This window comes from Vibrio sp. 378, from assembly GCF_033339435.1.
In genome coordinates this window covers 322666-345903 of sequence record NZ_JAWOUO010000007.1, presented here as the reverse complement: position 1 = coordinate 345903, position 23238 = coordinate 322666, and the positions used below count along the sequence as shown (strand labels likewise).

At 45.1% G+C, this 23238-nt stretch carries 23 protein-coding genes; 13 read left to right on the top strand and 10 right to left on the bottom strand.

The window, feature by feature from the left end:
• Positions 1-97 precede the first annotated feature (97 nt).
• The 3 genes from R7Q48_RS15545 (at position 98) to btuD (ending at position 2958) form a co-directional block, all read left to right on the top strand.
• A complete protein-coding gene (locus tag R7Q48_RS15545; protein WP_017820882.1) occupies positions 98-1126 on the top strand; it encodes a succinylglutamate desuccinylase in 1029 nt (342 codons plus the stop codon).
• An 82-nt stretch (positions 1127-1208) separates the two neighbouring features.
• Entirely contained in the window at positions 1209-2204 is a 996-nt protein-coding gene (gene btuC, locus R7Q48_RS15540; protein ID WP_042521936.1) for a vitamin B12 ABC transporter permease BtuC, read from the top strand.
• Complete coding sequence (gene btuD, locus R7Q48_RS15535; protein ID WP_017820884.1) at positions 2191-2958, top strand: vitamin B12 ABC transporter ATP-binding protein BtuD; 768 nt, start codon at positions 2191-2193, stop codon at positions 2956-2958. The genes btuC and btuD overlap by 14 nt, the downstream gene beginning before the upstream one ends.
• Before the next feature lie 70 nt (positions 2959-3028).
• On the opposite strand, the gene R7Q48_RS15530 is transcribed toward btuD, so the two are convergent.
• From R7Q48_RS15530 to R7Q48_RS15520, 3 genes are all read right to left on the bottom strand, one after another.
• Complete coding sequence (locus R7Q48_RS15530; RefSeq protein ID WP_005377875.1) at positions 3029-3604, bottom strand: nucleoside triphosphate pyrophosphohydrolase family protein; 576 nt, start codon at positions 3602-3604, stop codon at positions 3029-3031.
• Between the two features lie 109 nt (positions 3605-3713).
• Complete coding sequence (locus tag R7Q48_RS15525) at positions 3714-4286, bottom strand: DUF1415 domain-containing protein (RefSeq protein ID WP_115385896.1); 573 nt, start codon at positions 4284-4286, stop codon at positions 3714-3716.
• Between the two features lie 89 nt (positions 4287-4375).
• Complete coding sequence (locus R7Q48_RS15520; protein WP_256902869.1) at positions 4376-5599, bottom strand: MFS transporter; 1224 nt, start codon at positions 5597-5599, stop codon at positions 4376-4378.
• Positions 5600-5705: 106 nt separating this feature from the next.
• Between R7Q48_RS15520 and R7Q48_RS15515 the strand changes: the two genes are divergently transcribed.
• The gene (locus R7Q48_RS15515; protein WP_017820887.1) at positions 5706-6575 is read left to right on the top strand and encodes a LysR family transcriptional regulator; all 870 of its coding nucleotides are present in this window, start codon (positions 5706-5708) and stop codon (positions 6573-6575) included.
• Positions 6576-6602: 27 nt separating this feature from the next.
• On the opposite strand, the gene R7Q48_RS15510 is transcribed toward R7Q48_RS15515, so the two are convergent.
• Positions 6603-6833 (bottom strand): glutaredoxin family protein, encoded by a 231-nt coding sequence (locus R7Q48_RS15510; RefSeq protein WP_005377871.1) that lies wholly within the window; start codon positions 6831-6833, stop codon positions 6603-6605.
• A 138-nt stretch (positions 6834-6971) separates the two neighbouring features.
• On the opposite strand from R7Q48_RS15510, the gene R7Q48_RS15505 reads away from it, so the two are divergent.
• A complete protein-coding gene (locus R7Q48_RS15505) occupies positions 6972-7487 on the top strand; it encodes a M48 family metallopeptidase (protein WP_005377870.1) in 516 nt (171 codons plus the stop codon).
• On the top strand, positions 7474-8601 hold the full coding sequence (gene rlmF / locus R7Q48_RS15500) for a 23S rRNA (adenine(1618)-N(6))-methyltransferase RlmF (RefSeq protein ID WP_115385898.1): 1128 nt from the start codon (positions 7474-7476) through the stop codon (positions 8599-8601). The genes R7Q48_RS15505 and rlmF overlap by 14 nt, the downstream gene beginning before the upstream one ends.
• Positions 8602-8672: 71 nt before the next feature.
• On the opposite strand, the gene R7Q48_RS15495 is transcribed toward rlmF, so the two are convergent.
• The 6 genes from R7Q48_RS15495 to R7Q48_RS15470 form a co-directional block, all read right to left on the bottom strand.
• Positions 8673-8993, bottom strand: a complete 321-nt coding sequence (locus R7Q48_RS15495; RefSeq protein WP_137281910.1) for a hypothetical protein — start codon at positions 8991-8993, stop codon at positions 8673-8675.
• A gap of 70 nt (positions 8994-9063) precedes the next feature.
• On the bottom strand, positions 9064-10659 hold the full coding sequence (locus tag R7Q48_RS15490) for a S41 family peptidase (protein WP_115385900.1): 1596 nt from the start codon (positions 10657-10659) through the stop codon (positions 9064-9066).
• Between the two features lie 364 nt (positions 10660-11023).
• On the bottom strand, positions 11024-11788 hold the full coding sequence (locus R7Q48_RS15485; RefSeq protein WP_213880136.1) for a transcriptional regulator: 765 nt from the start codon (positions 11786-11788) through the stop codon (positions 11024-11026).
• A gap of 30 nt (positions 11789-11818) precedes the next feature.
• Positions 11819-12493 (bottom strand): GntR family transcriptional regulator, encoded by a 675-nt coding sequence (locus R7Q48_RS15480; protein ID WP_005377862.1) that lies wholly within the window; start codon positions 12491-12493, stop codon positions 11819-11821.
• Between the two features lie 152 nt (positions 12494-12645).
• Entirely contained in the window at positions 12646-14178 is a 1533-nt protein-coding gene (locus R7Q48_RS15475; RefSeq protein ID WP_318132371.1) for an aldehyde dehydrogenase (NADP(+)), read from the bottom strand.
• A 21-nt stretch (positions 14179-14199) separates the two neighbouring features.
• Positions 14200-15201, bottom strand: coding sequence for a 4-hydroxyproline epimerase (locus R7Q48_RS15470; RefSeq protein WP_213963923.1), 1002 nt, complete (start codon positions 15199-15201; stop codon positions 14200-14202).
• A 109-nt stretch (positions 15202-15310) separates the two neighbouring features.
• On the opposite strand from R7Q48_RS15470, the gene R7Q48_RS15465 reads away from it, so the two are divergent.
• The 7 genes from R7Q48_RS15465 to R7Q48_RS15435 all read left to right on the top strand — a co-directional run bounded on the left by R7Q48_RS15465 (position 15311) and on the right by R7Q48_RS15435 (position 23121).
• A complete protein-coding gene (locus R7Q48_RS15465; RefSeq protein WP_318132368.1) occupies positions 15311-16567 on the top strand; it encodes an FAD-dependent oxidoreductase in 1257 nt (418 codons plus the stop codon).
• A gap of 124 nt (positions 16568-16691) precedes the next feature.
• Positions 16692-17765: a polyamine ABC transporter substrate-binding protein gene (locus R7Q48_RS15460; protein WP_262638490.1), complete on the top strand. Its 1074-nt coding sequence runs from the start codon at positions 16692-16694 to the stop codon at positions 17763-17765.
• Positions 17766-17852: 87 nt separating this feature from the next.
• Positions 17853-18827 (top strand): ornithine cyclodeaminase family protein, encoded by a 975-nt coding sequence (locus R7Q48_RS15455; RefSeq protein WP_318132370.1) that lies wholly within the window; start codon positions 17853-17855, stop codon positions 18825-18827.
• A gap of 56 nt (positions 18828-18883) precedes the next feature.
• Complete coding sequence (locus R7Q48_RS15450; RefSeq protein ID WP_005377851.1) at positions 18884-19798, top strand: dihydrodipicolinate synthase family protein; 915 nt, start codon at positions 18884-18886, stop codon at positions 19796-19798.
• Between the two features lie 73 nt (positions 19799-19871).
• Positions 19872-20993: an ABC transporter ATP-binding protein gene (locus tag R7Q48_RS15445; protein ID WP_213963920.1), complete on the top strand. Its 1122-nt coding sequence runs from the start codon at positions 19872-19874 to the stop codon at positions 20991-20993.
• Positions 20990-22270, top strand: coding sequence for an ABC transporter permease (locus tag R7Q48_RS15440; RefSeq protein ID WP_154204651.1), 1281 nt, complete (start codon positions 20990-20992; stop codon positions 22268-22270). The genes R7Q48_RS15445 and R7Q48_RS15440 overlap by 4 nt, the downstream gene beginning before the upstream one ends.
• 2 nt (positions 22271-22272) lie before the next feature.
• A complete protein-coding gene (locus R7Q48_RS15435; RefSeq protein WP_025766753.1) occupies positions 22273-23121 on the top strand; it encodes an ABC transporter permease in 849 nt (282 codons plus the stop codon).
• Positions 23122-23238 lie beyond the last annotated feature (117 nt).

Here is a 23238-nt window from a genome sequence, read left to right as displayed (position 1 = left end):
AGGGAAATAGTGATTTCTACTCATAAGTGAGATCGCAGCAACAAAAATCCTTTGTACAATTTATTAACATATCCGCCGTGCTATTAAGGAGTAACGCATGACGAAGTCTCTCTTTCGCCAATCGTTTTTAACTGACACGTTAGATGTTCATATTGATGTTGCACCAGCGGAGCAGGTGCTTTCTAGCGGTGTAAAACTTAAACTCTATCAGCGTGGTGTATTAGAAGTAATCCCTGCGAATTATACTCAGGATACGAAGAACATCATCATCTCTTGTGGGGTTCACGGAGATGAAACCGCACCGATGGAGCTGGTGGATTCCATTATTCAAGACATAGAATCTGGGTTCCAGACGGTCGATACCCGTTGTCTGTTCATTATCGCTCACCCAGAGTCCACTCTGGCGCACACGCGATTCCTCGAAGAAAACCTCAACCGTCTGTTTGACGAAAAAGAACACAAACAGACAAAAGAGCTTGTTATCGCCGATACACTTAAGCTGCTTGTTCGAGATTTTTATCAGGATACCGACCCGACAACACGCTGGCACCTTGATTTACACTGCGCGATTAGAGGCTCGAAGCACTATACGTTTGCAGTAAGTCCTAAGACTCGTCATCCTGTGCGCAGCAAGGCATTGATCGATTTCTTGGACAGTGCACACATTGAAGCTGTGCTCCTGTCAAACTCACCATCGAGCACGTTTAGCTGGTACAGTGCCGAGAACTTTGGTGCGCAGGCTCTCACGATGGAGCTTGGACGCGTGGCTCGTATTGGTGAAAATGACCTCGATAAACTGACCGCGTTTGATTTGTCTTTACGTAATTTGATTGCGGAAACGAAGCCAGAACACCTACCAAAACCATGCATTAAGTATCGCGTAAGTCGCACAATCGTTCGTTTGAACGAAGACTTTGACTTTATGTTCGACGACAATGTTGAAAACTTCACCTCATTTGTTCACGGCGAAGTGTTTGGTCATGATGGCGACAAACCATTAATGGCGAAGAATGAAAACGAAGCGATTGTCTTCCCGAACCGCCACGTCGCAATAGGTCAACGTGCAGCTCTTATGGTTTGTGAAGTGAAAACCCGTTTTGAAGAGGGTGAGTTGGTTTACGATTAATCCAACATTGCTTTGAGAAGTTAATTGCAATTTACCGAGGCTTAACTGTAAGGTTAAGCCTCGTTTGTTTTTATCGGCCGCTATGGATTTTCAACAACTTATCCTGAACAAGGAACGACGCTGGCAACGTAACCTGATGGTTATGTCGATCGTCCTCGCTGTACTCTCTGCCATTCACTTGATGGTCGGAGAAATTTTCCTTTCTCCTTTTCAATCCTTATCTGCATTTGAACAGAAGTTATTGGTGGACTTGCGTTTACCGAGGTTAGTGTCTGCGGCAATTATTGGTGCTGCGTTAGCGGTATCTGGCGCGACGTTACAAGTGTTGCTTGGGAACGTGTTGGCTGAACCTGGCGTGCTTGGTATCTCTGGTGGCGCAAGCTTAGCAATGGTCTTAATCATGTTCGCGTCACCTGTTCTTCCTACCCCGATTGTTTTTATGTTGGCAGCGATTGCTGGCTCGATGGTATTCACGTTTGTTTTGGTGGCGATAGCAAGGGCAATGCACCTGACGACGGCTCGATTGCTTTTGGTTGGGGTCGCATTGGGTATTTTATCGAGCGCGATTGTGACGTGGGCATTTTACTTTAGTGATGATCTCAGTTTACGCCAACTGATGTATTGGTTAATGGGCAGTATTGGCGGTGCAAGTTGGTATCAACATACCGTTACTTTGGTGATGTTACCGGTGCTTATCTGGTTATGTTGTAAAGGCAAGTCGCTTGATAAATTGATGCTGGGTGAGATTCATGCGACCCAATTGGGTGTCGATGTGCATCAAATGCGTTGGAAATTGATCCTCGCCATTTCTGTTTTGGTGGGTAGCTCAGTCGCTTTGGGTGGCATCATCAGTTTTGTTGGTTTGGTGGTGCCGCACTTGTTGCGTTTGGCTTTTGGTACGGAAAACCGTTATTTATTGCCACTTTCTGCAATATCTGGTGCTGCGTTGCTTGTATTTGCTGACATCGGCGCAAGACTGTTATTGGACTCCGCAGAGTTACCTTTAGGTGTCATGACAACATCGATTGGCGCACCTATTTTCATCTGGATGCTGGTGAAGAGTCATGATGCACGTTAAACATATGTCGGTTGGTAGTCGATTATTGCCTCTTTCTTTTGAATGCAAAGCTGGCGAAATCGTACATATCGTTGGGCCTAATGGTTCCGGTAAGAGTACTTTATTGGCTGCGATTTCTGGTACGTTAAGTCACCGAGACGGTATGAGTGGTGAAGTGTACGTTGGCAACAAAAACTTGCTTACTTTACCGTTGTCAGAGCAAGCTCATGTTCGAGGTTATTTGTGTCAGCAATCGCGCCCAGCGTTTAATGTTGATGTGTTTCAGTATCTCGCTTTATCTCTGCCAAGTGGTGCTGAGATTGCGGATATCAAAGTGCGTGATGCCGTCAATATGGTGGTGGAGCTGGTACAACTGCAAGATAAGCTTCATCGCAGTATTCAAACATTATCCGGTGGTGAGTGGCAGCGTGTCCGATTAGCAGGTGTATGTTTGCAGGTGTGGCGTACCATTAATCCTTTTTCGCAGTTTTTAATTTTGGATGAGCCAGCAGCACCGTTAGATATTGCGCAAGAGGGTCTGCTCTATCAATTGATTAACGCTATGGCGGCGCAGGGAATTGGAGTATTGGTTGCTAATCACGATCTCAATCGCACATTAAAGCACGCAGATAAAGTATTGCTGCTTAACAACGGTGTGCTGCACTCATCAGGAAGTGCCGATACTGTGCTAACGGAAGAAGCTCTCGGGGAAGTGTTCAATACTCAAGTCAAAAAGGTCATCGTAGATGAGCAACCTTATTTAATCTTTGATTAATGTTTAGGGACAATAAAAAACGACCTACTTGAGGTCGTTTTTTTTTAATCGAGATAGCCAAACTCAACGCTTATTGAGTTAACGGTTTTAGATCTGCAGGGCGGTAGTAAACAGATTTGAGTACTTTGCCTTTACGAATGGTTTTACCTTCCGATACGAAATCTTCGGCGCATTTCGCGATGATGTATTCACCTTTCTGCACCGCCATCAACTTGATGCCTTGTTCTGCGTAGAATGCTTCTGTTTCTGAGTACTCTTGCTCGTTACGGCATACTTTGCTCATGTTGCTTGAATGTACTTCATCCCAGCAAGGAATAAATTCGATACCACGGTTTACCGCAACGTTTAATAGAAGATCAATTAAGTAGCTGATCGCCAGGTTGTCTTCTACTTTGCTGTGGCCAAGATGAACGAGACGGCCCATTAATACATACACGCTGTCTACGATGGCATCTGCTTGCTCAGTTTTACAATCTGCTTCTGCTAGCTCTGTTAGCTCTTCGATCGCCAAAGAGGTGTGTAGTGTGTCTGCTTGCGTATCAAGGCTTGCAGCGTCTGCGACTGGTAAGTCGAACGTACTACGGAACTCGGTGATATCACGGTATAAGTGATCAAAAATCTCTTGGGTTAGCTTTGACAGTTGCATTCTAATTTCCATTGAATCGATTGAAGCGGCAATGATACCAAACCGCACTTTGAACCCCAAGGGCATTGCATCTAACTGGTGATAAATCTGCCTTTGGGAATGGTGGTGCTTAACGAAATAGGTAAGGGAACAGCTTTTTACGTTCTTCCTCTGAAAGGGAGGAAACACGAGCGATGTTTGTATCGGGAATGGATTCAGGATCAGGATAGTGTTTTAGTACCTTTTCCATACTCTCTTCGCGAATCAAATGGAAGATCGGGTAAGGAGAACGATTGGTCAGGTTTTCGTCGTCTTCAGGCCTTGCGCCGCCAAAACAGTAATCAGGATGGAAAGTCGCTACTTGGAAAATACCTTCCCAGTTTTGCTGCTTAATTAATCCTTCAACCCAATCTATGCAAAAGTTGTAGTCCCAGAAATCTTGTAGCATGTTGGGAACCACAACCAACGTGGTCTCAAGTTGTTCGGGCTCTGTGTTACTCAGCTCAATCAGTTGCAATAAAATATCTTCAAGAAGCGTTTCTTCTTGAGTCGCTTCACTAACAAAGATTTTGATTTGTTTATTACGTTGCGGCTTGGCAGCAAACGGACAAAGGTTGAGACCGATTACTACATCGTTGAGCCATTGATCGACCTGTTGAGTGATCGCTTCGATATCTGTGTTTTGTGTTGAACGCGTTGACATACGACTTTCTGGTTTTTATTAAAGTAGCGCAAGCATAGCAGAGTTGGTTATCCAAGTAACCAGAGAGGTATTACGCAAATGAGCGTACCTTAGCTACTCTTTAAACTCGCAGCGTCAGGTGTTTGGTCAGTATGCTTTCTTTCGGCAATGTGTTTCAAATACGCAATCGCAGCAAACATCGCTAGGTAGACGGCGCTTCCCCCCATAAGAACACTCGACCAACCACCATGCTGCCAACAATAAAGAAGTAAGAATCCTCCTAAGCTACCGCCTACGTAGTAGTGTACTAAGTAGAGCGCTGTCGCGGTGGCTTTGGCGCGAGTGGCGTTCTGACCGACCCAACCGTAGGCGAGGGTATGAGTAAAGAAGGCACCAAAACTTATCAGCAACAACCCAAATAGCATTGCAGTCAAGCTTTCAACCGCCGCAATCCACATCCCCGCCATGCTCACTATCGCGCCTAAGAACATACCGAGGATTGATGAATAACGTTTACTCCAGTGGCCTGCGCAACGAGAGGAGAAAGTCCCTCCCAAGTAACAAATAAAGATCAGTGAGGCCAACCCGACGGGCACATTGTGAGGTTCACTCACCAGACGGAAACCCATGACGGAGTAAAGGTTGACGAACAAAGCAAAGTTGAGTCCTCCTATCAGCATCGCGAACCACACGCGTTGGTTTTTAAAATGACCAATAAGCGCACGATTTTGATGGCGCAAGCTGCTTGATGACGGGGTGAAGTTGCGCTGTGTTGGCAATAAATAGTGAACGCCAATGACACCAAGAAGAGTGAGCACCATCATAACTTCAATGGCGACATCAACACTGAAATTGTCCGCCAATAAGCCACCGCTAATACGCCCTGCAATGCCGCCTAATGAGTTAGCCGCAATGTACGTTCCAATTGCCATCGAGAAGGCGTGCTTGTCGAGTTCTTCTGCCATGTAAGCCACGGCGACCGCAGCAAAAGCGGCGAGCGCGACACCGATCAGTGCTCGACATACCACCAAAAACAGAAATGAGTCACCAAACAGCATCAAAGCGGAAAGGGTAGGAATTGAAAACAGACCAGCCATCATGACTGGCTTTCTTCCCACTGATTCTGACAACACAGCCATTGGAACGAGGCTAAAAGAGAGAGCGAGTGTCGAGGCCGCAAATAACCAGTTCACTTGCGTTTCTGAGATCGTGAAAATTTGGGCAAAAGTGGGCAGCATTGGCTGTAGTAGGTATAAATTTGAAAAAACCAAGAAGGAACCAAGCGCTAGCGAGAGCGTAATGCGTTTGTATTCCGGTGTGCCAAAACTGACCATGAATCCTGCCTAATGTGAGCAAATGGAGAGACTGTGATCAATCTATCAGTTCGTTGTAAATTAAAAAAATATATTAAAAATATGGACACCATATATTTTTGATCTAATGGAATCGAAACAACTTAAACATTTTCTGGCGGTCGCTGAACATGGAAACATTACCCATGCGGCGAAAGCCCTGCATATTGCCCAGCCCGCATTAAGCATTTCTATCAAAAAGTTTGAGCAGTCTTTGGGCGTTACCCTATTTCGCCGTGATGATAAAAAAATCAGCTTAACGAAAGAGGGCGAAACGCTACTTATACATGCCAAGCGGGTGATTCAACAGTTGCACGACGCGCAGCTCGCGATTGATGAGTTGAAAGGCTTAGCGAAAGGAGAAGTACGACTCGGAACGCCATCAATGATGGGCAGTTATTTCTTTCCACGAATTGTGATGGCGTTTAAAAGCCAGTTCCCGGAGTTAAAATTGACCTTGGTCGAAGCTGGGACTCAATCGATTCGTCGTATGCTGCTCAATGGTCAACTCGATATCGGTGTGATCAGTTGTGATAATGTGCCTGATGACCTAGAAACTGACCATTTATTTACTAGCCAAATGGTCGCCGTTGTTTCACCTGAGCATGAGTTAGCCCAGCGACACGCTCTTACTTTTGATGAGTTCTTTGAACACGATTTGGTTATGTTTCAGCATGGCTATTTTCACCGCGAATTTTTGGATCAGGTGAGTGAGGAGCATGGGTTTACCATGAAGTCATCATTCGAGACCAACTTACTGCCTTTGATTTTGAGTATTGTAAAACAAGAGTTTGCGATTACCGCGTTACTGGAATTGGTGACTCAACATGAGTCGGGCGTTGTTGGCTTACCGTTTGAACCACCAGTGACGCTGGATCTGGCACTTGCTTGGCGCAAGCAGGGGTATTTATCAATAGCAGATCGAACGTTTATCGACTTTATCAAGCGCTACGTTTAAACGCAGCGCAGATTCATCGTCCGAGCACTAGTCGCCTTTGTACATCTTCTCGAAGTTCTTTGGGTTCCAGCCAATCATTACCCGATCACCAATTTTTAAAACTGGCACTGAACGAGCACCAAGCGCATCAAGTTCTTTGCGACCGCGTTGCATCTTAGCATTGCACAAACGATAGTTAATATTTTTCGAATCCAGATAACGTTGAGCATCTTTGCAGTGAGGGCATTTGTCTTTGACGTAAAGGACGACACGTTTCATTGAGTTTCTCTCCATTATCATTGGGAGGCGAAGTTTAACGGCCTTTCACAATAAATGAAAGGCGAAAGCTAAGGTGAAACTGTCCTTTATCTCAGGTATATTGAGCGCCTTTATTTTGTCATAACAGACGTTAATTCTATGCATCCGTCACTTCGATACATTCAAGGCTACCCACAAAACATCGTAGAGCAGGTGAGCTCATTGATAGCGAGTGGCAAGTTTGTTCCTTGGTTCGAGAAGCGTTATCCCGACAGGCACCAAATCAAAAGCGAAAGGGCGCTCTATGAGTACGCCATGGCAATCAAAAACCGCTACATGAAGAAAGCCGCGCCAATCAGTAAAGTCGTCTACGATAAGAAAATTCACGCGGTAAACAACGCGCTTGGTTTGCACAGTGTAATCAGTAGAAACCATGGCGGTAAGCTGAAGTCGAAAAACGAGATTCGCATTGCCAATGTATTTAAGGATGCGCCCGAGCCACTATTAAGAATGCTGGTGGTACATGAGTTGGCGCATACTCGTGAGAAAAACCACGACAAGGCGTTCTATCAGCTATGTTGCTATATGGAGCCTGAGTATCACCAACTCGAATTTGATGCTCGTTTGTTTATGATTTACCTCGATTTAAAAGCGAATTTGAATGAAGAACAATAATCACAACGCGAAGCAAGCAAAGCCAAAGACTTCAAAGGCGGCTCAGAATAAAGACGCGAATAAAGCCAAGCCGAAGCGTGTTAAAGACAAAGTTGCGCGCAAATCCTCGCAGCCTGCAGGAAAGAGCGAAGTCGAGTTCATAAAAATAGCGAAGAATGGTTTGCATGAGCGTAATGTTCATCGAGGTCGTTACGATTTTAAAAAACTCGTGGAAAGTGAACCACAGTTAAAGCCATTCGTTATCAAAAATCCGAAAGGGGAAGACTCCATAAACTTCTCTGATCCTAACGCTGTTAAAATTCTCAATAAAGCATTGCTTGCTGCGTATTATGGTATCGAGTTCTGGGGCATTCCCGACACCTACCTTTGCCCACCGATTCCGGGCCGCGCTGATTACATTCACCGAGTGGCAGAACTTCTTGATGGTGAAGTAAAAGGTCAGTACGCGCACCAAAAAGTGAAAGCGTTGGACATTGGCGTGGGAGCAAACTGTATTTATCCGATTGTTGGTGTAACAAAATACGGTTGGCACTATACGGGCAGCGATGTCGATCCAAAATCCATCCAATCGGCTCAAACGATCGTAGAGCACAATCGTGTTTTGAAGGGAAAAATTGCACTGGTACAGCAATACAATGATGCCAATATTTATCGAGGTATCATTCAACCGAATGATCGTTATGATGTGACGACATGTAATCCGCCATTCCACCGTTCGGCGGAAGATGCCGCTATGGGCAGCCAGCGTAAAATCGATAATCTAAAAGCAAACCAGCGCAAGAAAGGGCTAAAACCTCAAACCGCACCAGTAAAGACAAGTAAGCCTGCGTTGAATTTTGGCGGTCAAAACGCTGAATTGTGGTGTGAAGGCGGAGAAGCGGCGTTTATCCGAAAAATGGCGAATGAAAGCCAAGCTTTTGCCGCACAGGTCTTGTGGTTTACAACACTTATATCCAAAAAAGACAACGTTCGCCCGATGCGCAAGCAGCTTGAAAAATTGGGTGTGAAAGCCATTCGTGTGGTTGAAATGAGTCAAGGGCAGAAAGTGAGCCGCTTTGTAGCTTGGTCATACATGGATAAGCAACAGCGCAAAGCATGGATTGAACTAAAGTAACGTTGACCGTTTCACACTGAACAATAAAGTAGGAAGCCCGCTGATATCAGCGGGCTTCTATTTTGGGAGATCTAAAACTTAATGATGGGCTCACAATCTAGTGAACTGAGAGAGACAAAAGTATCTGTTTTGGCATAGTACAAGCCACAGGTTTCACCTCTTATCTGCAACGTATATTGGTCTGGAAGATCCGTATAGCTGCCATCCAACAGTTGATTGTTGTTCCCTTTTACTCGTCCTTTTTCAATCAACAAATGCGGTGAGGATTCAAATACGTTATTTGCGACTCTAGGTGCTGGTGTCCCTTGGATTTCTGCGATCGCGTTTTGAATCTCTATGACTGTTTCCGGAGAGTTCTTTTTACTCAATGCTTCAACGGGTTCTTGTGACATAGCTTGGCATCCTATCAAAGAAATCGAAGTGCCTAAGAAAAGCGCAACCCGAATCAGCATTCGTAAAAAGTTAGTTGATCTCAACATGAATTGCCTCTGTTCGTAGCGGAGAGCGAAGATCGCTTAACTCCGGAGATGAAATGTTACGCGGCATGGCGTTGAAACTTGAAGGGGATACTGGCGGACAGGTTCCAGTTTCCATGTAGTTTAGTGCCGCAGAAAGCATACCTTCAGACGGATCGCCCAATGGTTTTGTTAGGTCGTCATTGACCCAGCAACCTTCCACTCTATTGTTTAAGCCTAGCTCGGTATTGATTTGGCTCTTTGGAGTAGGAATAAAACCATCAGCGAAGTCGCCAAATTTTTTCTCGTTCGCCGACTTGAACTGAATAGTGTAGTACATAGTGCCGCAGTTTTGTTCTGGTGAGAACCCATACGGTTTACCTGTGGTTGTTGAACCTATTTGGATAACCTCCACATCAATGCCGCGCAAAGCGTTGATTAACAGTTCACTTGAGGAAGCCGTGCCTCCTGAAGTCAGCACATATACGCGCTTTTTGTTCAGTGTCGGAAGCACTTGATCCGAATATTTCTGTGCTGCCCAGTCTATTGCTAGATTCGTAAAGCGATAGATGTTATCCCCATCTTTAATGGTACGCATCACTTTGTCATTATGAATCAACTCACTGAAGACTCGGTTCTGACCAGCACCGCTTAGCATGTAGCCTACTTGCGAGGACTGAAGGACTAAGCCACCGCCGTTGTAACGTAAATCAACGACGATCTCGTCAACATTCTCTGCTGAGAGCATACTGAACGCCTCAATAAGCGGGGCTTGAGCGCTTGGTTCAAAGGAGTTGTATTGCAGATAGCCGATCCGCATACCATTGTGTGTAATCACTTTGGCATTTTTAACTGGAGAGGTCATGACATCAGAGGCGGTAAGCGTCACGGTTTTCTCTAGACCGTCAACACTCTCAAATGTGAAGGTGTAATCTTGATTGATGTCAGGGTTAAAGAGCGTTTTGTTAATAAAATCAATGTCGGACTGACTACCGGTGTTAACCACATCAATATTATTGATTTTCAGAAGCTTATCACCACGAGCAATGCCGCTTCTATCAGCTGGCGAGGCTTCTTCAGTGTAGGAAATACGAACGTCTCGAGGTTGTACGCCACGTAGGAATGCCCAGTTAAAACCAAATCCAGCAACTAAACCGGATTGCGATGATTTCATATCATCTTCATAAGGGACGGTAAAATGGAAGCGATCTTTTGGTTTACCCGTCGCGGTAGTAGCAGAGGTGACCAGCGTATTGAAGTAATCAGTAACAGTTTTGTAGTTTGCTGGATTATTATCAGGAACCTCGTCATACCATAGATACGTTTCGTTAGTAAAAGCTCTTAAAAAGAGTTTTTCGTGTAATGCAGAGCCCAATTTATCTGGATAGGCGGCATAGTTGTCATATGGGTCCAGTCCGACGCGGGGCGTTTCACATTGGTTGATAAACGTTTTCGACGGTTGGCTAAAATCACCGGCTTTCCATGTTGGACCGTTTGCACTGCTAGTGGACGGAGTAGGTGATGAACCATCACCGCCGCCACCGCCACAGCCTTGTAATAATGCGAGAGTGACTGCCGTTGCTAAAGAATACTTAAATTTCACTTTTCTATGTCCTTATAAATAATAGAATTATAATTATGTGTTTTGCTTTTGTTTTTATTAGCTAGGTGAATGTATTAATTTAATTTGTTCGTCTGCAAATTTATAGTTAAATAGTGTGAGGTAAATAACGTAAAAAAGTTGTCTTTTATCCTTAAGCTAAATTAGTCATTACTTAAGTTTTCTGTCTATTTCAAAAGATCTAACAAGACAATTAATAAGTGTGAAATTAAGACAAGTTCTTAGTTGACTAAGCGATGCTTGCTAAATAAAAATCAGAATTAGATTCAGGAAACGCTTTGAATCAATAATTTGGTAGGGGTATATGATGTTATCTGGGATTTGTTTGATTTATTTGTCTGATGCTTTAACTTAATTTAGTGAGTTGAGCGACGTGCTTTAATAGGCTTCCGTCAATGTTAGGTAAATCATCAGCGAAAAATATCTGAGCACCGGGAGTGCAGCGCATTAATATATTTGTTAGTTCACCTTCATTGTTGGAAGTGTTAACTGCGTTAAGTTTCGCTAATTTATTACAAAGCTCGTCCTCTATTTGCACTTTCTGCTCTTCGGTGAGCCTAATGCGACCTATACATATGCCAGGGTTGATATCATGAGAAAGCGAATCTTGTTGAAATCGCTCTTTGAATAAGGTGTCTAATGCCGTACCTTCTTCCATAATAAATCGACGACCAGAACGGTAAAACAAGCCGTCTCCGAAGTTTTCGACATACCCTAGAATTTCCGCGATACGCAAATAGAATCGTAAGCTTGTATCAGAAAGTCCGTAAGTTTGGGCTATCTCTTGCGGTTTAATATCACGAGAAGTCAGCATATAAATAAAATCAAGTAAATAAGGATGCTCAACGAAAAGGGCGCTCTCTTCATCTGTTAGCATTTGCTCGTTTTGGTGCTGAAGCTCGTTGGCTAAGGTTGCGAGTTCGATGAGATCGGTATTCAGGTAGTTCAGATAAATAAGTACTTTATCCAAACCTAAAGCTGGATTATGTAGGTGGCGTTTAATACTAGATAAAGGGATGCCACTTTTCTCTGACAAGGAATTGTAGCAAAGCCCTTCTTCTTTAATCTTTTGTCGTAGCGCTGCAAGTAAAAACTTTGGTCCAACATTCATCCTTGAATATCACCTTATTCGTTATTCCGTTTACTGGCTGATATTTTGCCTTTCAAGCAGCAGGTTTCGAATCGCTGTGCCCGCTTCTAGAATGTGCTTTTTCAGTAGATACTTGGCGCCTTCGATATCGCGATTTTGGCACATTTCAAACAAGCTTAAGTGCTCTTCTTCTGCCTTTTTAATGCCTGTAGTAAACAATAGCTGCATACGTATGTATCGGTCACACTTTGTGTTCAGGTTGTAAATGACGTCCATAGTTTCAGGCATGTTGGCTGGCGCATATAGGGCTTTGTGGAACTCGTAGTTGTAGTTGCTCCATTCTTCTACTTCGTCGCCACTGTTCACTACTGACTCGAAACGTTCGCGAACTTCGCGCGCGCGTTCAAGGTCAGCGTCTGTCATATTTTGAATCGCGCGCTCTAAAATGTGGCATTCCACGACAGCGCGCAGTTCAAATAGCTCATTGATTTTCTCTGGAGATAGCTCAGTGACCGTCGCACCTTTGTGAGGTTCAAAGCTAACGAGTCCTTGTGCTTCCAATTGAACTAACGCTTCACGCACAGGAATTCGGCTAACATTAAACTCTTTTGCTAACGCATCTTGACGTAAAGGTTGACCAGTTTTTAACTCGCCCTTCAAGATCTGAGTTCGAATTGCTTCCTCAACGAGCTGAGTGCGCGTTTTAAAAACAGGTTTCTGTGACATTGAAGTCTCCCGTGAAATTAATATTGTATCCAATCCATTTTACTTTAGTAGTTTATTGTTTTTCTGGCACAAACCAACTAGGAAAGAAGGTTTTGAGAAGTAGAGTGAAATAAAAGGCATCAGTTGATGCCTTTTTGAGCCATTTGTTGATCTTATTGGGACACACTGCCATCTATGGCGCGTTGGATACCCAGTGGGTTCGACGCTTTTAATGAATCCGGCAATAAAGATTCTGGCAAAGCTTGATAAGAGACCGGACGCAACCAACGATGAATAGCCTCCGCACCGACAGATGTTGAGGCAGAATTGGTTGAAGCCGGATATGGTCCACCATGAACCATAGCGTAACCAACCTCGACGCCAGTTGGCCAACCGTTGAATACAAGGCGTCCGGCGATTTCTTCCAAACTTGGAAGCAGTTGCTTGGCTTGTTCTTCGTCTTCAGCGGTAGCGTGAAGGGTTGCGGTGAGCGATCCAGTCAGTGAATCACTCAGTTTCAACATGTCATCGAAATCTTCACAGATTACGATTAACGATTGAGGACCAAATATTTCTTCCTCCCATTGCGGGTTTTCACGCCAGTTTTTACTGTCCGTCACGAACAGTGCTGGTGAGACATTGGTCGTTTCTGCTTGTTCAGAACGAGTGACGTTAATGCCTGTTTCGGAAGCTCGCTTATCCACTTCGGATTCATACGTTTCTCGGATTCCTTGCGTTAGCAAAGTGGCCGTTGATTGTTGTCGAATTAACCCTTGAGCGATTTCGATAAAGGCTTGCGTTTCTGGGCTATTCAAGACAAATACAACGCCTGGTTTTGTACAAAATTGTCCACAGCCCAAAGTCATAGAAGCCACAAACTCTTCAGCCAATGAGGCGTTTGCTCGTATGGCTGAAGGGAGAATAAATGTTGGGTTAATCGCCCCTAGTTCACCATAGAAGGGGATTGGCTCTGGTCTTTGCTGAGCTAGACTGAACAGCGCACGGCCACCACCGACGGAGCCTGTAAACCCAACCCCTTTAATTTTTGGATGGGTAACGAGTGCTTGGCCAAGTGCGCGTTTGTTGCCTTGCAATAGCGTGAAGATGGCTTGCGGTAAGCACTCTTTCTCCAGTGCAGCCTCAATACACTCTGCAACAAGTTGACTGGTGCCAGGGTGGGCGGTATGGCCTTTTACAATCACAGGGCAGCCAGCAGCCAGTGCCGAAGCCGTATCACCTCCTGCAGTAGAAAATGCGAGCGGAAAATTAGACGCACCAAACACGGCGACAGGGCCAATTGCTATTTGCTGACGACGAATATCTGGTTTTGGCAGTGGTTGGCGGTCTGGGTTTGGCGTATCGAAGATTGCTTGATAGTGATTACCCGAGCTCACAACCTCGGCAAATAGTCTTAATTGGCTCGCGGTACGTCCTATTTCACCGCTTAAACGTGCTTCGGGAAGGGCAGTTTCTAAATGAGCACGAGCAACGATTTCTTCACTCTTCTTTTCCAATTCAGAGGCGATAGAGCAAAGTAAGCTCGCTCGCTTTGCATTGCTTAGTTGGCGAAACTCACGCGCAACGCTTTGGGCGGCTGAGGCTGCTTGATTAACTTCTTGCTCCCCATGCACCGGAAACTCTGTGGGTAGAGGCTCACCAGTAAAGGCGTTGACTGCGTAAAAAGTGGTTGGTTCTTGTGGGGTCATCATTCTTCCTTACTATCCTTATTACTTCACTTCAAATCCGTACGCATATGGGTCTTCATCGTCTACCCATATCGTGTTGTGACCGTATACTTGTGCCCATCCTTCAATGCTTGGCAAAATAGCCGCTTTGCCATTCACTTCGGTAATGCCTTCTATACGTCCTTGAAATAGGCTGCCGATGATACTTTCGTGAACAAAGTCTTCTCCTTGATTGAGTTTGCCTCTTGCATGCCATTGCGCCATGCGCGCACTTGTTCCCGTACCACATGGCGAGCGATCCAACGCTTTGTCGCCGTAAAACACAGCATTTCGAGCGGTAGCGTTTTCTTGAGTGGGCTCTCCGGTCCATAGCACGTGAGAAACACCGCACACTGTTGGATCTTCTGGATGTACGCACTCAACCGCTCGAGATACCGCTTCGCGAACTTTTGGAGAAAGCATCAAAATTTCATCTGGAGAGTAGTGTTCAAGTCCGGCGTAGTTTTCTTGAGGATCGACGATTACGTAATAGTTTCCGCCATAAGCAACATCGACAGTGAGCTCACCTAAGCCCTTTATGTTCACGGTTACGTCTTGGTGGGCAAGGTAAGCTGGTACGTTAAATATCTTCACCGACGTGACCTTGTCACCTTTTGTTTGGTAGTGCACTTCGATTTGTCCTGCTGGGACATCAAGTATCAAACGGCCTTCTTTTTTGGGAGTGATAAGGCGATTCTCGATAGCGGTAGTGACGGTTCCAATGGTGCCGTGGCCACACATTGGTAAGCAGCCACTGGTTTCAATAAACAGAATTGAAGCGTCTGCGTTATCGCTGCAAGGAGGCAAGACAACTGACCCCGACATCATTGAGTGTCCGCGAGGCTCAAACATGAGTGCCTGACGAATCCAATCATAATGCTCAAGAAAGTATTGGCGCTTTTCGCTCATGGTATTGCCTTCGAGTGGAGGCACACCGCCTGCGACCAGCCTAACTGGGTTGCCGCAGGTGTGGGCATCAACACAGAAAAAAGTTCCTTGTCTCATTTTTCGCTCCTTGCTGAAAAAATGGTTGAATTAAACAATAGTGATGTTAACGTAATGTAAAATATATTGTATACAATCTACGTTTTCAAGTGTGACTCGGAGCATATTTATGTTGGTCAAGGATGAAACTAAAAAGGAAAGGATCGCTGTGATAGGTGCGGGGATTATTGGCTTATCAATTGGCTTGAAATTGCAGCAGCAAGGTTATCAAGTCACGATTTTTGATCCCAATGGCGTGGGGAATGGATGCTCTAAGGGAAATGCAGGCCATATCGCGACTGAGCAAATCTTCCCTCTTGCAACGCCAGCGCTGCTTCCACAATTACCTAAAATGCTGCTAGATCCCAAAAGTCCGGTTTCGATCCGTTGGCAAGATATTCCAAACACAATCGGGTGGATGATTCGTTTTCTATTACAAACCAAGCCATCAGCCGCGGAGCGGGCAAAAAACGCGATTAAGAGTCTTAACGAGCGGTCAGTGGCAAGTTGGCGTGGCGTGCTTGATTCAATCGGAAAAGCGCATCTAATAAAAATGAATGGTTCATTGCTCACTTTTGAAAACGAGAAACTGTTTCAGAATTATCAAAGTACGCTTAACTCACTGGCTAAAAACGGTGTGACGCATCAAGTTTGGACACAAGAGGAGATTCGAGAGCGGATACCTGATCTCAGCCATAAGGTTCGTATCGGAGTCTTTTTTCCCGAAACCGGTCATACGCTAGACCCTTATCAGCTCTGTGTTGAGCTAAGTGAAGCCTTTGAAGAGCTTGGCGGTAAGGTTTTACAAAAAGGTGTATCTGCGTTGGCGAAAAATGGCGATGTGCTGGTTGAGTCTCAAACACATTCATTTGACCGAATCATTGTTGCCGCTGGTGTACATTCTAAGCCTTTGATTCGGCAACTAACCGGAGTCAAAGTGCCTATTCAAGCCGAGCGTGGTTATCACCTAATGGTGGATGACAAGCGTGATGTACTGCCATTTCCTATTAGCTCTGCCGATAGAAAATTCATCATGACTCCGATGTCTGGTGGGCTACGCTTGGCAGGCACTGTTGAGTATGCCGATGTAGAATCAACACCCAATATGAAACGTTCAGAAATGCTTTTTCAGTTAGGTGATGAGATGTTTGAATCGGGGTTAAATCCACTCAAGCAAGGAGAAAAGTGGATGGGGAATCGGCCTTCAACAGTCGACTCGTTACCGGTTATTGATAGCATTTGGGATGGAAATGTATTACTGGCATTTGGCCACCAACACCTTGGATTAACTCAAGCGGCGATTACGGCAGATCTCCTTTTAGAGCTTATCGAAGGAAAGCCGACATCGATTGATCTTTCACCTTTTTCATTACAACGATTTGCCTGAAAAATTTAATATTAAATATTGTATAAAATATATTAAATGCTAATGTTAACGTAATTTTAACAAAAACTGGTATCCAACAGCCGTACTCGGATGCCTCCAGAAAAACAACCAAAAGGAGTAATACATGTCACGAATGACCAAAGCACCATTGGCGCTGTTGATTTCAGGAATGCTGTTGGGGACCTCTGCTTATGCTGAAGACAAATTGACGGTCGTATCTTGGGGTGGTGCATTCACCAAGAGCCAAGTGGAGGCATATCATAAGCCTTTCATTAAAAAAACAGGTGTTGAGATCGTATCCGAGGATTTCAGTGGCGGATTAGCCGAAATTAAAGCGCAGGTGGAAGCGAACAACGTGCGCTGGGATTTGGTTTCTCTCGACAAGCCGGACATTGTTCGTGGTTGTGCAGAAGGGCTATTAGAACCAGTGAGCCCAAGTATTTTGCCTCCGGGCGCAGATGGAACACCAGCACAAGAGGATTTCATTGATGGTGCGATTCACGAGTGCGCAATCAATACCATCGTGGTGTCCACAGTATTAGCGGTGAACGAAGACGCGTTTAAAGGTAAGGTTTTGCCTAGCAAGTTGACCGATCTTTTTGACCTAAAAACTTTTCCAGGTCGACGTGCATTGCAAAAACAACCTCAGGGTAATCTTGAGTGGGCACTATTGGCTGATGGTGTAAAACCAGAAGAGGTCTACAGCCTGCTCGAAACCGAAGCCGGGCGTGAGCGTGCGTTTGCTAAGTTGGATACGATCAAATCAGAAGTGCTGTGGTGGACAACAGGTGCCCAGCCACCTCAAATGCTTGCTGACAAAGAAGTGGTGATCGCCTCGGCGTTTAACGGCCGAATTCACAATGCCCGTAAAGATGAGGGTCAACCATTTCGGATTATATGGGACCGTCAAATGGGTTACATGAATGGATGGGCAATACCTAAAGGGAGTGAGAACACAAAGCTTGCATTGGACTTCATCGCTTTTTCTTCAGGAACAAAACCATTAGCTGATCAAGCTAAGTACGTTGCCTACGGGCCTACGCGTAAATCGTCTTCGGCGGAGGTGAGCCCAGACATTTTAGCGAACCTTCCTACCGCACCTCAAAACTTCCAAACCGCCTTCCTGATTAACGATGAATGGTGGTCAGACTACGCGGATGAACTAAATGAAGAGTTCAACACCTGGCTGCTTAACTAGGCGTTAAATTATGTATGGGGCCGAGTTTTCATCCATAAGCGAGGTTCCGTACTTTTCCTCAACTGTATTTATGTTTTCGGAGAAATGATGAAAGTCATCGAAGCACAGCAAGTCGCGCAATGTTTAACAATGAAGTCTCTTATTGAAACGATGCGTGAAATGTACTCGCGGCCAGCGACAATACCTCAACGCCGAGTTATGCCCTTAGAAGAGGGAGAATACGAGGCGTTTGCGCTACTTCCAGCTTGGAACCAGGAGTTGATTGCGGTGAAAGCCTTTACGTATTTCCCGCATAACCCTGAGCACGGCAAAGATACGCTTGCATCTAAACTGCTTGTTTTTAGACGAAATGATGGTGAGCCGCTCGCACTCGTAGACGGTAAAGTTTTAACGTTTTGGCGCACCGCCGCAGCTTCTGCGTTGGCAGCGGACTACTTAGCGTGCCCCGATGCTGATCGTTTGTTGATCTGCGGAACGGGCAATCTTGCGCCTTATTTTGCGTGGGCATACGCTGCGGTTCGCCCACTTAAGCAGGTTTATATTTGGGGGCGTAACTCAGACAAAGCCGAGGCGACGGTAGATGCCATTGTGTCATCTTCAGAGTATCAGTCGCTTCCTGATGAGCGTCGGTTCCGTGTTTCAGTCGTAGAAAATGTGGACCACGTTATCAAACACGTTGACATCATCAGCTGTATTACCGCATCAGCAGAGCCTTTGTTTAATGGCGCAGACGTGCAGCCGGGCACCCATATTGATTTGGTCGGTAATCATGACTTGGATAAGCGTGAATGCGACTCCGAAGCAGTGCAACGAGCACAGGTGTATGTTGATAGCCGTATTAATGTATTAGCCGAAGCGGGCGATCTTCTCATTCCAATTCAAGAGGGCGTGTTCACGTCAGACGATATTAAAGGGGAATTACCGCAGCTTTGCGCCCAACAAATCTCAGGACGTCAAAACGATGAGGTCATTACTTTATACAAATCAGTTGGCAGTGCTTTGGCTGATTTGGCCGCTGTAAAGGCGGTGTTGTTAGAAAATGGCATAGATAGCCATGCCTGAGCATTTTTGCTCGTTCATTTAAATTGCATACAATATACATATAAGGAAAGTAGTTCATGAAAATTGATTGGAAAGGTGTTTATCCGGCGGTCAGTACGCAATTTCGTCAAGATCAGTCAATCGACTTAGACGCAACGCAAACTGTTATAGATAACCAAATTAAAGATGGTGTGAATGGCATTATCTGCTTGGGTACTGTCGGTGAGAACTGTGCGTTGTACCCGGAGGAGAAACGCCAGGTCTTGCAAGCGGCAAAAGAAGTCGTAAATGGCCGTGTGCCTTTGATTGCTGGTACAGCAGAGTCTATTACCACAGCAGCTGTTGATTACATGCAGGATGCGTACAAAATTGGTATCGATGGTTGTATGGTGATGCCTGCCATGGTTTACCGCACGTCTGAGAGCGAAACGTTCGAATATTACCGCACGCTAGCAGAAGCAACGCCAGAAATGCCAATCATGATTTACAACAACCCGGTTGCTTATGGTGTAGATGTAAACCTCGATATCATGGCGAAACTGGCTGAGTTTGAAAGCATTGTAGCTATCAAAGAGTCGACCACTGATACTCGTCGTATCACTGAGCTTTACAATAAATTTGATGACCGCTTTACCGTGTTCAGCGGTGTTGATGACATCGCTCTTGAATCATTGATGCTAGGTGCGACCGGCTGGATTTCTGGTTTAACCAACGCATTCCCAGAAGAATCCGTCGCGATTTATAAACTGGCAAGCCAAGGTCGTTATGCTGAAGCGTTAGAAATCTACCGTTGGTTCTTACCGCTACTGCGTTTAGACACCATTCCTACGCTGGTTCAGTGCATTAAATTGGCCGAGCAAGTCTGCGGACGTGGATCTGAACAAGTTCGTGCGCCACGCCAACTTTTACAAGGTGAAGAGCGTCAACAAGTCATTCAAATGGTTGAACATGCGTTAGAAACCCGCTTAGACCTATCCAAATACAATCTGTAATTGTGCTGTTTAGTAGAGCGTTAACTGACGCTCTACTTATTCGTAATATTCAAAAAATGAGAAGAGGGAAGTCATGAGCACGGAAAACAAGGACTATGTCAGCTTTCAACACGTTAAGAAAACCTACGATGGCACGAATTTGGTGGTGAAAGACTTCAACTTAGATATTGCTCCTGGAGAGTTTGTTACTATGTTGGGGCCGTCAGGATCGGGCAAGACCACTTGCTTGATGATGCTAGCAGGCTTTGAAACTGCGACCGGTGGAGACATTTATATTGATGGCGTTCCTGTTAATCATCTCGCGCCGCACAAGCGCGATATTGGTATGGTGTTTCAAAACTATGCGTTGTTTCCACATATGACCATTGCTGAGAATCTTGCGTTTCCTTTAAAGGTGCGAAAACTCGACAGTGACACGATTCAAAGCAAAGTTCAGAGTGTATTAGAAATGGTCGAGCTTGAGCATGTTGCGACTCGATACCCGAAGCAGTTATCAGGTGGTCAACAACAGCGTGTTGCGTTAGCGCGAGCATTAGTGTTTGAGCCTAAACTCGTGTTGATGGATGAACCACTAGGCGCGTTAGATAAGCAGCTGCGTGAGCAAATGCAGATGGAAATTAAACATTTGCATGAAAAGCTTGGCATTACCATTTTGTATGTGACGCACGATCAAGACGAAGCTCTCACTATGTCCGACCGTATTGCGGTTTTTAATCACGGCGAAGTGCAACAACTCGCGACACCAACCGAGCTTTATGAATCTCCGAGTAATACGTTTGTTGCGCAGTTTATCGGAGAAAACAACCAACTCTCAGGTTTAGTCAAAGAGTGGGACGGAAAGTATTGCCAAGTGCTCGTTGGGAAAGAGTTATTTACTGCGAAACCTGTCAGAGTCTCTGAGCAAGGGCAGAGAACAACACTTTCCATTCGACCAGAAAAGATTGTTATTCAACCAGAGAAAGCGTCTTGTGAGAACCAAGTCTCGGGCGTCCTACGAGAATTGATTTATCACGGTGATCATTATCGTCTGGTCATCGAAGTAGAGAGCGTTGGTCACTTCATCGTTAAAGTACCTAACGATAATCGTAAACACTTGCAGTTAACGCCTGGCTCAATTTGTCGTATTGGTTGGCAAAGTGACGATTGCCATGCTCTTGATGGGACACAAACTCAAAGTAGCGAGGTAGCAGCATGAGTCGAGAGCTAACCGCATTAGATTCTGTATTGGAAATCGAACGCCAAGTTCATGAGCAAGAAACCAATTTGAAAGCGCAGTTGCAAAAGGCCGAGCGCCGAAAAAAGCTTCGCTCCATTATGCTCACAACGCCATTGGTGTGTTTTATTCTGCTTACGTTTGCTTTTCCTATCCTCGACATGCTTTTTAGAAGCGTGGATAACCGAGAAATATCCCTGTCACTACCACAAACTATTCAAGCCTTAGAAAGTTGGGATTATCAAGGTCAGCCTCATCAAGAAGTCATTGAGGCATTCTCTGTTGAAGTACTTGCGCTTTATCAAAGCAAAGAGCTGCCGAAAATAGCCAACCGGATGAATATTGAAGAGTCTGGTATGCGTAGTTTACTCATGAAAACCGGCAGAAAGTTGTCTCGTTTGACGTCGCTGCCGAGCTCGGTGACACAGTTGGCTAAGCTGGATAAGCGATGGACTAATCCTAAATATTGGGCGGCGTTTAAGAATCTTAGTGGCGCATTAACATTCAGTCACTATCTTGCAGCGCTAGATTTGCAAGTGAATGAGTTTGGAGACATTGAGCCCCAACCAGAAAAACGCCAAATATACGTCGACCTTTTCTTTAAAACTTTTTGGATGTCTATTTCAATCACCTTAATTTGTTTGGTGATGGCGTACCCCGTTGCTTACCTGCTTGCCAATTTACCTGATAAGCGCGCGAACTTACTTTTAATTATTGTGCTGCTGCCATTTTGGACATCATTGTTAGTCAGAACCACGTCTTGGATTGTTCTGCTGCAAAACCAAGGGGTCATTAATGATCTCCTTATTTGGTCGGGTTTTACTTCTGAGCGAATTCAGATGATTCACAATACCTTCGGAACGGTGGTGTCTATGGTGCACATTCTGTTGCCTTTTATGATCCTGCCTCTGTATAGCGTAATGAAAGGAATTAGCCCAACTTATTTCCGTGCCGCTCGTTCTCTAGGCGCGACGCCTTTCATTGCGTTCATCAAAGTTTATATGCCGCTTACGTTACCGGGGATAGGTGCGGGGGCCTTGCTTACTTTCATTCTTTCTATTGGCTTCTACATTACGCCCGCTTTGGTTGGTGGAAGAAGCGGACAGATGATCTCCAATATGATTGCCTATCATATGCAGACATCACTGAACTGGGGGATGGCTGGCGCATTGGGTGGACTGCTTTTGTTCGTTGTACTGGTTCTGTTTTATATATTCAACCGTGTGGTTGGTATTAATAACCTTAAGGTAGGAGGATAACCATGGCATTACCAAACTATGCATCAAAAGTAGAGCGAGTTGCTTACGCAGGTTACTTAGCTTTTTGTGGGTTGGTGCTGTTCTTTTTAATCGCTCCAATTCTGACCATCATCCCGTTATCGTTTAATGCAACGCCTTACTTTACTTTTACCGAGGGGATGTTAAACCTTGATTCGGAAGCGTATTCTACTCGCTGGTATCAAGAAATGTTTACTAGTGATCAGTGGCTGTTGGCGCTGAAAAATAGCACGTTCATTGCTTTTATGGCGACACTCGTTGCAACAGGGCTGGGAACTCTGGCGGCGTTGGGTTTAGCCAGTAGTAATTTGCCTTTTCGCAATACGATTATGGCGCTGTTGATCTCACCCATGATCGTACCAGTCATTATCTCTGCTGCTGCGATGTACTTTTTCTACACGCGCCTTGGCTTGTCACAAACTTATCTAGGCGTCATTTTGGCACACGCTGCTTTAGGTACGCCTTTTGTCGTCATTACCGTTACTGCGACGTTAAGCGGCTTTGACCATAGCTTGGTAAAAGCGGCGGCTAGCTTAGGAGCAAACCCTGTTTATACTTTCAGACACATTACCTTTCCGCTGATTCGTCCGGGGATGATTTCTGGCGGCTTGTTTGCTTTTGGCACTTCGTTCGACGAGGTTGTGGTGGCGTTATTCCTGACTGGGGCAGAACAAAAAACCGTTCCGAGGCAGATGTGGTCAGGAATTCGAGAGCAAATTAGTCCGACCATATTGGCGGTCGCTACGTTGTTGATTTTTATGTCGGTGTGTTTGCTCGTGACATTAGAAGTTTTACGTAGACGTAATGTACGCATTCGAGGCATTCAAGAATAACCAAACTTTTGCTTTGTTGGTCACTTTGCACTTTTGTTTAGGGGCACCTCAATTTTTGATCAAATGCGCCTCATTGTAGGCGCTTTTCTTTTGTGTTTGTCGTCAGCGATGACTGAC